Source organism: Acrocarpospora phusangensis, assembly GCF_016862995.1.
GTDB classification, from domain to species: Bacteria; Actinomycetota; Actinomycetes; order Streptosporangiales; family Streptosporangiaceae; genus Acrocarpospora; species Acrocarpospora phusangensis.
In genome coordinates, this window is record NZ_BOOA01000009.1 from 70,555 (window position 1) to 83,493 (window position 12,939).

A 12,939-nucleotide genomic window follows, 5' to 3' on the forward strand; every position below is an offset into this window, starting at 1 on the left:
ATCTATATCCCCTTTATGGTCGTTTATGTTCTTATGTCTGCTTAGTGGGCATGGCGGTGAGTAAAGAAGGATCAGCGCAATGCCGATCTCTTCTAGGTGGCGTGTGCGCCCGATCTGTGCCGGGAGCCGGAGCCGCTGCTGGGAGGAGGAATCATGACAAGTCGCGTCAAGGTGGCGCTGGCGGTGGCCGTGGGGTACTACCTCGGACGGAATCACAAGCTGAAGACGGCCGTGAGCCTGGCGATGGCAGGAGCGGCCGGCCAGTTGCGGGCCCACAAGGGCAAACTGCTGGAGCAGGGCCTCAAGGTCCTCGACTCGCCGGAACTCAACGAGCTTACCGGCCGGCTCCGCCACGATCTGCGGGAGGCGGGGCGTACCGCGGCGGTGGCGGCCACCAGCAAGCAGATCAACGCACTCAGCGACAAGATCCACAGCCGGGCCGAGATGCTGCGGCACCCGGAGGAACAGCTCAAGGCAGCAGCCGCGAAGGGTACGGAGACCGCGGAAACCGTGACCAAAGCGGCCGGTGGCACCGCGAAGCAGGCCGCCGAGACCGTGACCGAGCAGGCCGGCGGTCCGGCGAGGACCGTGACCAAGGTCGTCGGTGGACGTCGGGAGAAGGGCGACGGCCGGAAGGCGCCCGAGGAAGAAGCGGAATCGAAGACGCGGGAGGACGCCGGGACGGGCGACCGGCGGACGGAGTCCGAGCTTCGGGTATCGGGGTGACCGGGATGACACAGGACGTGAAGAGCGAGCCGGTCAAGGAGACCACGCAGGCGCTGCCGCTCAACAGGCTCGGGCACGAGGTGACCGGCCTGATGGAGGCACTCGGGCAGCGGGCGCTGGGCTCGGTGACCGGCAAGGTGACCTCGCTGACCGGACGGCTGACCGAGTACGCCGAGAGCGGGGGCAAGGGGCAGGCCGATGGGGGCGCCGGTCCCTCTGCGCCCGCTCTCGGTCGTGTCCGGCGGCTCGGGCAGATGTTCAAGGGAGCAGGAACGGCGGCCAAGGGCCTGGGACAACTGGTCAAAGGCGGCGCGCAGGCCCTGGGGCTGACCGGCGGGGGAGGCGGCAAGTCCGGAGGCGACAAGACCCGGGCGATCAACATCGTCGAGACCCTCGACGTCGGAGCCCCGGTCGACGTCGTCTACAACCAGTGGACCCGGTTCGAGGACTTCCCGACCTTCATGAAGAAGGTGGAGCACGTCAAGCAGGAATCCGACGAACAGGTCACCTGGAAGGCCCAGATCTTCTGGTCCCACCGGATCTGGAAGTCGGACATCATCGAACAGGAGCCGGACAAGCGGATCATCTGGCGGTCGCAGGGCAAGAAGGGCTACGTCGACGGAGCGGTGACCTTCGAACCGCTCGGCTCGAACCTCACCCGCGTCGCGCTCGTGCTGGAGTACCACCCGCAGGGTTTGTTCGAGCGTACGGGGAACCTGTGGAGGGCGCAGGGACGCCGAGCCCGCCTGGAGTTCAAGCACTTCAGACGTCATGTGATGACGCAGGCGATGCTGCATCCGGAGGAGATCGAAGGCTGGCGCGGGGTGATCCACGAGGGTCAGGTCGTGGAGGAGAAGAAGGACGAGACCCGCGACAGGCCGGAAGCACAGGACGAGTCGGCCGGCGAGGGACGCGAACAGGGCGAGGGACGCGAACAGGGCGAGGGACGCGAACAGGGCGAGGGACGCGAACAGCGAGCCGAGCGAGGCCGCGACGAGCGTGAGGAAGGCCGCGACGAGCGCGAGGAAGGCCGCGACGAGCGCGAGGAAGGGCTCCAGGCGCAAGAACGCTCCGAGGACCGCGAGCCGGCCAGATCCGGAGGTTCCTCGAAGTCCTGAAATGTCATGAAGTAAGGAGTGCGACATGCCCGAGGAGTCGCGGAAGCCAAGCCCAAACCCGGCGAACTCGTCGAGCGTCGCCCACGACCAACCTCGCGAACCTCGCGAACCTCACGAACCTAGCGCGCTGGGCGAATGGGGCGATCCCGACGTTCTGCCTGACCGGGCCGAGCCCGATGTCCTGCTCGACATCCCGCAGGTCAAGGTCGACGAGATCAACCTCACCGTCGAGGACCTCCGCGCCCGAGTCTCGCTGGACGCCGAAGTCCTCGACCTCCTGCGCCTGCACGTCGGCGCGGACGTAGCCCTCGGCAAGGTAAACCAGCACGTGACCGCTGCGAAGGATTACAAACGAGTCCAGATCGATTACGTCGTCGCGGCCAAACTTCTGATCCCGCGGCGGGCAGACGAGTCCTGAGTCCAAGCAGCTATTTGGACAGATCGGTCAGGAAGCCCTCCAAGCGGTCCGCGAGTTCGCTGGTACGACTCAGCATCGGCGAATGTCCACTCGGCATTTCATCGGCGACCAGCCCGAGCCGGTCACGAACCAGCTCACGCATGAAGTTCGCCGGGAAACAACGGTCATCCGTGCAGATCAGCGCACGAGTCGGCACATCCGGATGCGTACGCCCCGGCCACGGCGTGATCATCGACGTATCGGCATGATCCCGCTCATGGGTCATCGCCACATCCGCGATCTCCCGGGGCACGTCCTGGAAGAACATGTCGTACACAGACTGGCTGTCTGGATCCACGCCGTCACGCTCCTGGCTTTCCCGGAGTGCGGCCTTGTGGCCGGTGTTCTCCCACCAGTCGCCCGGAGTCTCCCCCGGCCGCGGGATCATGCCCGCCACGTACACCAGCAACTCGACCGGGAGTCGCTCACAGATGAGTGGCCCGGTGAACCCGCCGAACGAGTGCGCCACCACGACGAGATCGCGCCGGTCGCCGATCGCCTGGACGGCCGCGTCCGCCAACTCCTCCAGCCCGGCCTTCTCGTCCTGGTACGGCAGATCCACCGCCACGGTCCCATGACCACGACGGCGAAGTTCCTCCTCGAGGAGCCACCAGTACCCCGGCCCCGAGCCCCCGCCGGGCAACAACACGAAATTAGCCATGACTCCCTTCTACTCCACGCCACCGACATTCCATGCCCGACCACAGCCGGCCCGCAGTGAACTGCAAGTCGGGCCTGCTGTAGTGGGGGAGTCGACGAGCAGGCGGCCGGGGGGCAGGTCACACACCTTCTCTAACGACCGTATGGCCTGCTGGAGCCGGGGGCTCAGCGTGTCATCCGTCAGATTTCGCGGCCGGTCACCCTATTTGGGCCGACTCGATGTTCATGGAGATGCGCACATGTGGCTACGCCTGTTCCACCGCCATCGCTGGCAGGAGATCGAGCGAATCGGACTCGTCACAACCAGCTGGTGCCCCTGCGGCAAAACGAAGACGCGGCTGAACGAGGAACGTTCCAGCAGAACGCTCCCGTCCACACCCGGACGCTCGGGCAGCCACGACCACGCCCCGGCGCACACGGTCGCCGAAAAGCTGGCAAAAATTCAGAAGAATCCCCGATATCCCGAAAAATCGGGAGAAGGGCCGCCTGGAGGGGGCGGCGGCCCGGAGCGTACAGCGAGGCAGTAATTCAAGGGGAGCCGCCCTCGGTACGGATCCACCGCCACGTCGGGACGGTCTCGCGCAGTGAAGGTGGCCGCGTCCTCGGTGTGGAGCCACTGCCACGTCGGGACGCATCGCCCGGTGTCAGTAGCTGAAGGTGGTTGCACCTTCCGTGCGGAACACTGCCACGTCGGAGCGGTTTCGCCCGGTGTCAGTAGCTGAAGGTGGTTGCGCCCTCGTCGCCGATCCACTGCCACATCGGGACGGTCCCGCCCAGTTCGGCGTTCTTGATGAGGGTGTCCTTGTCGAGTTTGCGCGCGTCGAAGCAGATCGGGCAGACGAGGAAGGTGCCGCCGGCGGCCTCGTACCGGGCGACCAGGTCGGCGAGCGGCGGACAGCCCTCGCAGGCGACCCCGACGGCGACGCCCTGGGTCGCGAGCCGGGTGGCTTCCTTGGTGAGGAACATGAGGGTGGGTCGGCCCTGCTCCGCCGCGCCGACGGCCACGAGGAAGGCGATGGCGACGCGCTCGGGGTCCTCAAGACCCGTGGTCAAGCTGATGACGGCTTTTCCAGCCATGGGGGACTCCTTCGAAAGATCCGGGTTTGTTGTCTGGCGACCACGATGCCCGGCACATGTGTGAAGGAGCGTGTGAGCGAATCGCGAACGTGTGAGACCTGTAGTGGCCCTCGGACCCCGAGGGCCACCGCAAGGAACTCATCGCGGAAGCGCGAGCCGCGGAAGCACGAACCGTGACAGCGTGAACCGTGACAGCGTGAACCGTGACAGCGTGGGCCGCGAAAGCACGAGCCGCGAAAGCGCGAGCCGTGACAGCGTGGGCCGCGGAAGCGCGAGCCGTGACAGCGTGAACCGTGACAGCGTGAACCGTGACAGCGTGGGCCGCGGAAGCACGAGCCGTGACAGCGCGAGCCGCGGAAGCGCGAGCGATGGTCTAGGAGACCGCCGTGCTCCGGCGGCGCCTGCGGGCGTTGACGCCGGCCGCCGTCGCGCCCGCCAGGCCCAGGCCGAGGTAGAGGCCGGCGCCCGAGGCCAGCGGCACCGGCGGCGGCGGGTCCAGGGTGGCGGGGCCGCACATGGCGTGACCGATGATCACGTCGCCGACACCGGCGAGCAGGCGGACGTGGATGGCGTTGACGGTCAACTGGTCGCCCGACGCGATCTGCTCGTTCAGGGTGACCGACAGGATGGGCAGCAGCGGCGGAACCTGGATGACGGTGTTCACCGCCGGGTTGGCCGCAACGGCGATCCCTCCGACATTGGCGCCGGTCAGGCTGACCGAGCCGGTGGTGGGCGAGCCCGCGGTCGCGTTGCAGGTGGCGGTGAGGGCGTCGGCGGTGATGCCGATGCCGGCGAGCGTCGCGTTCAGGTCCTCCAGCGACGCGGTGGCGCTCTCGGTTCCGATCGCGGTGTCCTGCTGGACCGAAGCGTTGAGCGTGTTCGCGTTGAACTGGTTGGCGCCGCCACCGGTGCCGATGGTCGCCACCGAATCACTGGGATCGCTCAGATTCGCATAGGGGGTGGGGCCGAATGACAGGAGCGGCAGGGTGGCGGTCACGCCGTACGCTTCCACGTCTGTGCTCGCCGAGGCGCGGTCGGCGAGCATGAGCACGCACATTCCGCTCGCCACCGTGGCCATGCACGCTCTTTTCAAGAACCTTTTCATTGGATCCCCTTGGGCTGTTTTTCCGCAACCGGATGTTCACCCAGGTTATGGCTGAAGGGGAATGGCAACGTCGCATATTCCATCGTTGCTCACTCTTCCGAGTGAGCAATGCTCGATTAATCACTCCTCGGGGTGAGTGTTAATTCTGAGCGCTGAGGGGCGTACCGCTAGATTGGGCACCAGCGAAGCCCCCTCCTGGCTCATTCGTTTTAGATGCGACCAAACTGGTCATATTTCACTGTTCGCGCGAGGACAATGTGCAGGAATATCGTGTCGTCGTAGTAGACGAGTCCAAGCTCACCCACATAGCACTAAATATCGTTTTCGCGAAGTCGGGGCGATTGCGGATCATCGCCGCCGTGCCCACTGTGCACGAGGCCAGGAGCGTCATTCTCACGCACAAGCCCGAGCTGGTGCTGTGCGAGACGGACATCGGCGGCGAGAGCGGCCTCGAACTGTGCGGCTGGATCCGGCTGGCCAGCCCGTCGACCCTGCCGGTGCTGCTCAGCAGCACCAATGACGACGCCGTGGCCGTCTCGGCGATGACCTGGGGCGCCGCCGGCTACCTGCTGAAGATCTCCCCACCCGAGGACCTGATCTTCTATCTGTACGGCGTGCTCGCCGGCCAGCAGATCATCGACGACCGCGTCACCACCCGCTCCTGGCGGTCCGGCGAGGAGAGCTCACTGGCCCGGTTCGGCCTGAGCGCCAGGGAACGGGAGGTCCTGGACGAGGTCCTCCTCGGCTACGACAACCGTTCCATCGCCCTGCGCCTGCGCATCTCCATCGACACCGTGAAAAGCCACGTCAAGGCGATTCTCAGGAAGACCGGCGCCCGCGACCGGGTGCACGTCGTGGCGATGGCGCTCGGCCGCGGCCGGGCCGACACGCTCGTGCCGGTCGGGCCGCGCCAGACGGGAGGGCACGTTGCGTAAGCGTGTGGCGGCCGTGGTCGGAACCCGGCCGGAGGCGATCAAACTCGGCGTGGTCGTCGAGGCCCTGCACGCCGAGCCGTGGGCCGAGGTGGCGGTCGTCGGCACCGGCCAGCACGGCGCGGTCGTCGACGACGTGCTCGCCCTGTTCGGCGCGGCCGTGGACCGGCGGGTCGCCCTTGGCGCCCCTGACGGCCTGACCGGCCTGGCCTCCGGCCTGCTCGGCGGGCTCGGCGCCGAGTTCGCGGCGCACCGGCCCGACCTGGTCCTGGTGCAGGGCGACACGACGTCGGCCCTGGCCGGGGCGCTCGCCGCGTACCTGGCGGGGGTTCCGGTCGCGCATGTGGAGGCGGGACTGCGCAGTTATGACGCGCTGCCGTTCCCGGAGGAGGCGAACCGGCGGATGATCGCCCCTCTCGCCGCCCTGCACCTGGCCCCCACCCCGCGCGCCGCCGAGAACCTGCTGGCCGAACGCATACCGGCGGAGCAGGTCGTGGTGACGGGCAACACGGTCATCGACGCGCTGTTCCGCATGGGCGGCGGCACGCCCCGGGAACGCCCGCTGGTCGTGGTGACGGCGCACCGGCGGGAATCGTGGGGGGAGCCACTGCGCCGGGTCGCCCGGGTGGTCACCCGGCTTGCCCGTACATATCCGGACATAGATCTGCTGGTCGCCACGCACATGAACCCCGCCGTACGCGAGATCTTCGAGCAGGAGACGTACGGCCTGCCGACCATCGAGTGCGCGCCCCCGATGCCGTACCAGCAGTTCGTGCGGACGCTCACCACGGCCTCGCTGGTGATCACCGACTCGGGCGGGGTCCAGGAGGAGGCGGCCTCGCTCCGGCTGCCGCTGCTGATCATGCGGGAGACCACCGAGCGCGGCGAGGCGCTGCACAGCGCGTCCACCCATCTGGTCGGCACCGACGAGGAACTCATCTTCAAGAGCGCCGCCGCCGTGCTCGACGTGGCCAGGCCCGGCCGCACGGCCCGTACGCCCAGACCGTGTGTGTTCGGAGACGGCAAGGCGGCTGACCGGACTGTCCGGGCTTGTGGGTGGTTGCTGGGGATGCGGGAACGTCCAGCGGAATTTCATCCCATGGAGTGAGAGGGGAGTGTTTCCAAACGTCATTCTCGCTTGCTGTGTGACCCTCGGGTGGTCACCTCGCAAGCGGTTGGAGGCCCGGGTGTATTACGGAGGAAGCGGTGGCGGCTGGGGCACATTCGGCTGGGGAACTCCCCGGCTGCCCGGTACCGGCCTTCCCGTCATGTTGTTGGTCGCATTGGCCGTGGGCCTGGTCGTCGGCGGCATGATGATTGTCCGCGCGGTCCGGATGCGAAAAGCCGGATAACCGAAAAGGCCCAGACATATTTGTCTGGGCCTTTTCGTATTGGGCTTTCAGGAATCCCGGGCGACGGGCGCGCCGCGCAGGTGCGTCTCGCTGTTGCGTCTGGTTTTGGCCCAGCCGCTGCGTCCGCGGAGCAGGCGGAAGGCCGCCCGCCATGAGGTGATGTAGAAGTTGTAGATGTAGAGGGCGTAGGCGAAGCCGTACCCGACGCCGCGCAGGAAGCCGATCTCGGGCGCGCAACGCCACCAGTAGAGGGGCCCCCACACCAGGAACGGCAGGGTGCCGAACGCCAGGTACGTGGTGAACAGGATCCACCCGCCCGCCGCCATGAACGCCATCACCCCGGCCGGATCCACGACCATCCGCCAGATCAGGAAGCTGAGCGGGATCGGGTAGATGAGGGTGCCGAACAGCTGCATCCACGGCTGCGCCAGGTAGTAGAGCACCTCCAGGGCGCCCAGACCGGTGAAGTTCCTGGACCACCACACCTCGGGCAGGTACTTGGCGCACTGCATCGTGCCCTGCCCCCACCGGGTGCGCTGCGTGATCAGCCGCTTGAACGAGGCCAGCCCCTCCTGCTCCACCCAGGTGTCCGAGGTGTACTCGTTGCGCTCCCCCGCCAGCAGCAGCTGGATGCCCAGCTCGAAGTCCTCCAGCAGCGACCCGCCCCACGGGCGTTTCCCGTCGGCGGCCAGCTTGTCCAGCGCGCTCAGACGGGTGAGCTGGCCGTTGCCGCCCATGGCCACCGTGCCCGTCTTGCGGCGGCTGAGCTGGATCGCCGAGATCGCGCCGCGGAACTCCAGGTCCTGCATGCGGACCAGGGTGCGCCCGAAGAAGTTGCGGAACCGGCCGGCGCCGGGGAACGGCGTGCGTTCCCCGCGGTTGCTCATCCACACGTCGATCTGGACCGCGCCGATCGACGGATCGCCGAACAGCCGCTCGCCGGCGCACACCGCCAGCATGTTCGGCGCGGGCCTGCCGTCGGCGTCCAGCACGCAGACGACCTGGTCAGTCCGGCTCCGACCCGGACCCAGCCAGGAGTCCAGCGCCGTGTACGCGGCGTTGAGCGCCTCGCCCTTCCCGGTCCGCGCCGCCGGCAGGTAGCGCCGGACCAGGTGGATCATCGAGTCGCGGGCCGCCAGCCCGGCCACGATCTCCGCCGTACGGTCCTCGGAGGCGTCGTCCACCACCCAGAGCCGGGCCAGCGGGAAGACCTCCCGCAGGTAGTGCAGCGTCTCCCCGATGACCGCCTCCTCATCCCGGCAGGGAATGAAGATGTGCCAGCGGAAATGCCGGGGATCACCCGCCTTGTCGGGCTTCTTTCGCACGTACGGCCGCAGGATCGTCAGCACGTACGTGATGAACATGACGCTGAGGAACAGCGCGAACGCCTGGGTCAGGCCCAGGAGGTAGCTGAGGCTGCCGATCATGCGGCCGTCCTTCCGCGCCCGCTGCGGATCGCCAGCAGCGCGTAACTGATCAGGCTCAGCCCGATGCCGAAGATGCTGATGACCGAACCGACGATGGTGTGCCCCCAGTAGTAGCCGGACGAGAAGCCCATGCCCTTGATCAGGAGCACCACGGCGACGATGCGGACCTGGTTGGTGGCCAGCAGCAGCAGCGAGGCCACCGCCAGCCCGAGCAGCGGCCAGAACGAGCCCTGGCGGCGCAGCCAGATGAGCAGGCCGGTGACGATCACCAGCGGCACCATCAGGAACGCCGAGGTGCACTCCGGCGTGATCTGCAGGCCGGTCGGATGCCCGGTCTCCCGGTTGAACGACACGATCGCCAGGAACGGGTTGGCCCCGGTCTCGGTGGCCGCGCTGACCGAGACGACCGTACTGGCGATCACCGCCTCCCAGCCGCGCAGGACCGACTCCTTGGTCAGGACCAGCACCAGCAGCACAGCCAAGGCCGCCAGCACCAGAACCCGTTGGATGGACTGAAAGGTCATGCGCGCCCCCCGGATACTCGACTGCACGGACCGTAGTACGCCCATGACCCGCGCCCCCGCCCACGACCGGGTGCGCTCACTCCAGAGGAGGAGACCGGGGCGCGTCCCCCGCGACCGCCGTCGCCCAGCCGTTAACGTGCGGCGACGTCCATTCGAAGGGGGCAACGATGGCGCTTCGTGTCGTGCTCGCGTACCTGATGGCCGGACTCACCGCGTCCTGCGGTCTGCCTCAGGCGTCCGCCGTGGGCCGGCCGAGTTCGACGATGGCGGTGGGCTCCTGCCATCGCATGTCGCAGCCGGAGGAGCTTTACCACGTCAGCGACGTGGCCCCGCCGGTGCCGTGCACCCACCCCCATCAGACGGAGACCTACCTGCTGACCAAGGTCTCCGGTTCGCTGGCCGCCGAGCCGGTCCGGCCCAGTCCCGACCGGCTGCGCGCGGCCTGCGACTACCGCCCGGTGCGTCCGTATCTGGGCGCGCGGGCGCGGGACGCCCAGTGGGGCATCGAGATCTGGGCGAAGTTCCCGACCCGCACCGAATGGGCGGCGGGAAACCGCATCCTGCGCTGCGATCTGTTCGTCCCGGCCCTCAACCCCGATGACGCCCCCGAGGTCACCACGCCTCTGCGGGGCATCATGGGCACCCGCCAATCCGTGGCCGTACGGCGCTGCCGCCTCGAAACCCAGGACGTCGTCTGTGCCCTTCCCCACGACCAGGAGTGGGTGGAACCGCCGGCCTACCTGTACACCGAGGACAACACCAAGCGGCAGTGGCGACGCCAGTGCCGGGTGAACGCCCGCGCCTACACCGGGGGGCCGCTGGCCGGCCTGAACGTGACTCCGGTACCGATCAACGATCACCAGGCCGAGTGCTGGCTGCGCCACGAGGACGGCGCGGTGACCACGACCACCCTGCGCGGGGGCCTGCGGTGAACTCCGGGCGCAGGTTCCCCAAAATGATCGTGCGGCGGGAGGAACGTTCGTGAAGACCGCTGTGGTGACCGGCCTGCTCTGGGCCGGGGTCATGCTGGCGCGGCTGTTCACCGGCGGGCCGGTGGGGGTCGCGGACCAGGGCGGCGGCCAGAAGCTGCTCTGCGGGTTCGGGCTCGCCAATTCCCGGCCGTGGGGTGTGGACGGCGCGGACTACGTCTTCACGACCTGGGAGTCGCATCCCTGGTTCGGGGAGACCTGCGAGCCCTATCGTTCGACCCAGCTGGCCATGATCTGGCTGGAGAAGTCGATCAACAGGCTGCTGTGGCTGCCCGGGGACGTCGACACCCGAGGGCTGGGTGTCATCTGCGCGATCCTCGTCGGGGTGATCGTCGCCCTGCTGGCCGGGCTGCTGCCGGGCCGGTGGTGGATCCGGGCGGCAGTGGCGAGCACGATCGGGCTGGTGTACGCGGACGCCGCCTTCGCCGGGTTCTTCGTCTCGCCGCACACCGAACCGGTCGCCCTGCTGGGGGCCGGGTTCCTGCTGGCCGCCCTGCTCTGGCTGGGGCGCGGCGTGACCGTGCTGCGCCTGTCGCTGGTGACGGCCGTCGCCCTGGTGACGATCGGAGCCCAGGTGCAGACGGTCGCGCTGGTCGTGCCGGTGTGCCTGGCGCTGCTGTGGCGGCCGGTCCGCGGCCAGCGGTGGCGGCGCGGGGCGTGGTGGACGGCGCTGCGGCGAACCCCCGGGATCGTGCTGAGCCTCGCGGTGATCGCCATGGCGTCGTTCCACCTGGCCTCGCAACCGGAGCGCCAGATGGCCGCGGCCCGGCAGGCCCTCGTCTTCGGCTCGATCCTGTACGACAACCCCGGCGCCGCCAAGGACCTCCAGGGACTCGGATTCGACCCCCAGGCCGCACTCGCGATCAGCGAACTCTCCGACGGAGACGGCACCGTCATCAGCCTCCCGCCCGCGCTGAACGCGGTCTTCAACGCGACGGTGACGAACACCGCCATCGCGCGCTTCTACCTTTCCCATCCCGCCCATGTCATCCGGGCCCTCGGCTGGGGCCTGGAAGGCATCGGCCGCCTGTCGGCCGACCATCTCGGCTCCTATCCGCCCGAGGCCGGGCACCACCCCGGCGCGCGGGAACACCGCATAGCCGTGTACAGCTGGCTGTGGGGGACATTCCGCGCCGCTCCCGCCCTCCTGGTGATCCTCTGGATCGTCACGTTCGCCGCGGGCCGCTCCGTGACGCGGCGGCGGGGGCTGAGGCCGCGCAGGAAGGCGGTCGGCACCGTCGCCATGCTCGTTCCCGTCATGATCGTCGCTCAGTTCGCGGCGGTCCTGGTCAGCGCCGGCCGCGTGGAGAGCACTCACCATCTCACCGTGGTCAGCTTCCTCACCGCGACCTGCATCCCCCTCCTGTGCCTGTCCCTGTGGGTCCGCCTCCAGGGCGTGCGCCCCCGGCCGCACTGGCAGAAGGCTCCCGGCATGCCCGAGAACCGGCGCCCGCTGGCCTCCGCCGGAGTCTGAGCGGGCTCACCGCAGGACGAAGGGCGCGCTGGCCCGGACCGTGCCGTTGACGACGATCTCCAACGTGCGCGGTCCCGGCGGCTCGTTCCTGGTGGTGACCGGGCGGAACGAGTGGGACTTGTTCACGGTGATCAGCTGGCCGGGTTGCGCCGCCGGGCGGTCGGCCAGATGGAAGACCCGATGCGAGCCGTCCCGCCGGATCGCGTATTTCAACACCAGCGGACCCGGATGGTCCGCGGTGAGAGTCACGGAGAAGTGCAGTCGTTCCCCGATCGCCACCTGGTCGCTCTCCAGGGCGAGATCGTTGACCGTGCCGCTCCCGGGCACGGCGCCCATCAGGGACAGCGCCCGGGGATGGCCGGACTTGAGCAGTCCCCGGGAGGCGTGGCGCAGCACCCGCTCGACGTGGGAGCCGCCGCTCTCCCGCCACCGCGCGAGCAGATCGACCGCGGTGTCCGGATGGTCCTTGGCGATGTCGTTGACGTGGTTGGCGACCGACCGGCGCACGTACTCACTGGGGTCGTCGCGGAGCGCGTCCAGGATCGGGATGGCCGGGCCCGGTTCCATCAGCCAGGGCACCCGGGATCCCCACGGCAACCGCGGCCTGGTGCCCTCCGAGGCCAGCCGGCGCAGATGTTCGTCAGGGGAGTAGGCCCAGCCGTACATGACCTTCAGCGCGTCCATCTCGTGGCGTTCGAGCAGGGGCCGCACGGCGAACTCCCCCGTCGAGTACGGCGTCAGCACCGCCAGCGTCGCCATGGACTCGTCCAGATGCCCGGCCCCGCGCGCCCCGACATACTCGGTGGCCGGCCAGCCGCTCCACATGTCCAGCCGGACCTTCAGGGCGCTTTCTCTGATCACTTCCGCGGCGGCCGGAAATGGCAGCGGCAGGGCGTCGTGCAGCGCCCGCGCGACATGCCGCACCCGATCCTTCAATTCCAGCCTGGCCAGCCCCGCCAGCGCGGCCCGCACGAATCCGCCGCGCGAAAAAGGCGCCCACACGGCCGCGACGCCATCCGCGAGCACACCCACGGACTCCGAATTGATCATTTCTTTCAACGGTTGAGCCACGGCCACACGCTGCCACACGCCACCGAC

At 68.5% G+C, this 12,939-nt stretch carries 13 protein-coding genes; 7 read left to right on the top strand and 6 right to left on the bottom strand.

The features are described from left to right. Window positions 1-153: 153 nt before the first annotated feature. Genes Aph01nite_RS07745 through Aph01nite_RS07755 form a run of 3 tightly spaced genes read left to right on the top strand, consistent with a single transcriptional unit; the run spans window position 154 to window position 2,262 of the window. Window positions 154-726 (top strand): hypothetical protein, encoded by a 573-nt coding sequence (locus tag Aph01nite_RS07745; protein ID WP_204040072.1) that lies wholly within the window; start codon window positions 154-156, stop codon window positions 724-726. A 5-nt stretch (window positions 727-731) separates the two neighbouring features. Then, window positions 732-1,844, top strand: coding sequence for an SRPBCC family protein (locus Aph01nite_RS07750; protein WP_204040073.1), 1,113 nt, complete (start codon window positions 732-734; stop codon window positions 1,842-1,844). Between the two features lie 25 nt (window positions 1,845-1,869). Beyond that, complete coding sequence (locus Aph01nite_RS07755; protein WP_204040074.1) at window positions 1,870-2,262, top strand: hypothetical protein; 393 nt, start codon at window positions 1,870-1,872, stop codon at window positions 2,260-2,262. Window positions 2,263-2,272: 10 nt separating this feature from the next. Here Aph01nite_RS07755 and Aph01nite_RS07760 read toward each other — a convergent pair whose 3' ends face one another. The 3 genes from Aph01nite_RS07760 to Aph01nite_RS07770 all read right to left on the bottom strand — a co-directional run bounded on the left by Aph01nite_RS07760 (window position 2,273) and on the right by Aph01nite_RS07770 (window position 5,116). After that, window positions 2,273-2,962: an alpha/beta hydrolase gene (locus Aph01nite_RS07760; RefSeq protein ID WP_204040075.1), complete on the bottom strand. Its 690-nt coding sequence runs from the start codon at window positions 2,960-2,962 to the stop codon at window positions 2,273-2,275. Between the two features lie 710 nt (window positions 2,963-3,672). Then, the gene (locus Aph01nite_RS07765) at window positions 3,673-4,038 is read right to left on the bottom strand and encodes a DsrE family protein (RefSeq protein WP_204040076.1); all 366 of its coding nucleotides are present in this window, start codon (window positions 4,036-4,038) and stop codon (window positions 3,673-3,675) included. Window positions 4,039-4,411: 373 nt separating this feature from the next. Next, complete coding sequence (locus Aph01nite_RS07770) at window positions 4,412-5,116, bottom strand: choice-of-anchor protein CoaP (RefSeq protein WP_204040077.1); 705 nt, start codon at window positions 5,114-5,116, stop codon at window positions 4,412-4,414. A gap of 284 nt (window positions 5,117-5,400) precedes the next feature. Between Aph01nite_RS07770 and Aph01nite_RS07775 the strand changes: the two genes are divergently transcribed. Together Aph01nite_RS07775 and wecB are read left to right on the top strand one after the other, a co-directional pair. Next, the gene (locus tag Aph01nite_RS07775) at window positions 5,401-6,078 is read left to right on the top strand and encodes a LuxR C-terminal-related transcriptional regulator (RefSeq protein WP_204040078.1); all 678 of its coding nucleotides are present in this window, start codon (window positions 5,401-5,403) and stop codon (window positions 6,076-6,078) included. Further along, window positions 6,071-7,183, top strand: coding sequence for a non-hydrolyzing UDP-N-acetylglucosamine 2-epimerase (gene wecB, locus Aph01nite_RS07780; RefSeq protein WP_204040079.1), 1,113 nt, complete (start codon window positions 6,071-6,073; stop codon window positions 7,181-7,183). The genes Aph01nite_RS07775 and wecB overlap by 8 nt, the downstream gene beginning before the upstream one ends. 291 nt (window positions 7,184-7,474) lie before the next feature. Here the strand turns inward: wecB and Aph01nite_RS07785 are convergent, their stop codons facing one another. After that, the gene (locus Aph01nite_RS07785; RefSeq protein ID WP_204040080.1) at window positions 7,475-8,854 is read right to left on the bottom strand and encodes an XrtP-associated glycosyltransferase; all 1,380 of its coding nucleotides are present in this window, start codon (window positions 8,852-8,854) and stop codon (window positions 7,475-7,477) included. Further along, window positions 8,851-9,378, bottom strand: coding sequence for a hypothetical protein (locus Aph01nite_RS07790; RefSeq protein ID WP_204040081.1), 528 nt, complete (start codon window positions 9,376-9,378; stop codon window positions 8,851-8,853). Before Aph01nite_RS07790 ends, Aph01nite_RS07785 begins: the two co-directional genes overlap by 4 nt. A gap of 167 nt (window positions 9,379-9,545) precedes the next feature. Between Aph01nite_RS07790 and Aph01nite_RS07795 the strand changes: the two genes are divergently transcribed. Together Aph01nite_RS07795 and wsfD are read left to right on the top strand one after the other, a co-directional pair. Next, entirely contained in the window at window positions 9,546-10,310 is a 765-nt protein-coding gene (locus tag Aph01nite_RS07795; protein WP_204040082.1) for a septum formation family protein, read from the top strand. Between the two features lie 49 nt (window positions 10,311-10,359). Next, window positions 10,360-11,841, top strand: coding sequence for a glycan biosynthesis hexose transferase WsfD (wsfD, locus tag Aph01nite_RS07800; RefSeq protein ID WP_204040083.1), 1,482 nt, complete (start codon window positions 10,360-10,362; stop codon window positions 11,839-11,841). A gap of 6 nt (window positions 11,842-11,847) precedes the next feature. Here wsfD and Aph01nite_RS07805 read toward each other — a convergent pair whose 3' ends face one another. Continuing rightward, entirely contained in the window at window positions 11,848-12,891 is a 1,044-nt protein-coding gene (locus tag Aph01nite_RS07805) for a DNA alkylation repair protein (RefSeq protein WP_204040084.1), read from the bottom strand. Window positions 12,892-12,939: the final 48 nt, after the last annotated feature.

Excerpts from the sequence above, each read along its gene's own strand:
- Aph01nite_RS07745 (WP_204040072.1), top strand. The coding sequence starts at position 154 with ATGACAAGTCGCGTCAAGGTGGCGCTGGCGGTGGCCGTGGGGTACTAC.
- Aph01nite_RS07750 (WP_204040073.1), top strand. The coding sequence starts at position 732 with ATGACACAGGACGTGAAGAGCGAGCCGGTCAAGGAGACCACGCAGGCG.
- Aph01nite_RS07755 (WP_204040074.1), top strand. The coding sequence starts at position 1,870 with ATGCCCGAGGAGTCGCGGAAGCCAAGCCCAAACCCGGCGAACTCGTCG.
- Aph01nite_RS07760 (WP_204040075.1), bottom strand. The coding sequence starts at position 2,962 with ATGGCTAATTTCGTGTTGTTGCCCGGCGGGGGCTCGGGGCCGGGGTAC.
- Aph01nite_RS07765 (WP_204040076.1), bottom strand. The coding sequence starts at position 4,038 with ATGGCTGGAAAAGCCGTCATCAGCTTGACCACGGGTCTTGAGGACCCC.
- Aph01nite_RS07770 (WP_204040077.1), bottom strand. The coding sequence starts at position 5,116 with ATGGCCACGGTGGCGAGCGGAATGTGCGTGCTCATGCTCGCCGACCGC.
- Aph01nite_RS07785 (WP_204040080.1), bottom strand. The coding sequence starts at position 8,854 with ATGATCGGCAGCCTCAGCTACCTCCTGGGCCTGACCCAGGCGTTCGCG.
- Aph01nite_RS07790 (WP_204040081.1), bottom strand. The coding sequence starts at position 9,378 with ATGACCTTTCAGTCCATCCAACGGGTTCTGGTGCTGGCGGCCTTGGCT.
- Aph01nite_RS07795 (WP_204040082.1), top strand. The coding sequence starts at position 9,546 with ATGGCGCTTCGTGTCGTGCTCGCGTACCTGATGGCCGGACTCACCGCG.
- Aph01nite_RS07805 (WP_204040084.1), bottom strand. The coding sequence starts at position 12,891 with ATGATCAATTCGGAGTCCGTGGGTGTGCTCGCGGATGGCGTCGCGGCC.